Origin of the sequence: Mammaliicoccus lentus, assembly GCF_002902755.1 — a bacterium.
Lineage (GTDB): Bacteria > Bacillota > Bacilli > Staphylococcales > Staphylococcaceae > Mammaliicoccus > Mammaliicoccus lentus.
In genome coordinates this window covers 1-266 of sequence record NZ_PPRS01000059.1, presented here as the reverse complement: position 1 = coordinate 266, position 266 = coordinate 1, and the positions used below count along the sequence as shown (strand labels likewise).

Annotated in this window: 1 protein-coding gene; it reads right to left on the bottom strand. The window is 29.3% G+C overall.

The window, feature by feature from the left end; genetic code table 11:
* A partial coding sequence (locus CD135_RS11685) for an integrase core domain-containing protein (protein WP_142382256.1) occupies positions 1–266 on the bottom strand: 266 nt, incomplete at both ends.

Sequence of the window (266 nt, the reverse complement as noted above, 5' to 3'; positions counted from 1 at the left end):
GCTATGGATTTGGCCATTTTTAATGTAATTCGATTAGTATTATAAAAATGGATATATTTAGCTAATTCTATTAGTGCCTGTTCATAATTTATAAAAGAAAAGTTCTTATTTCCTTTATAAATTTCACTTTTCATCATTCCCCATACTGATTCCATAGGTCCATTATCAATACAACAGCCTACACGTGACATACTTTGAATCATTTTATGCTCTTTTAATTTTGCCTTGAAACTTCTAGAAGTATATTGAAACCCTCTATCGCTATG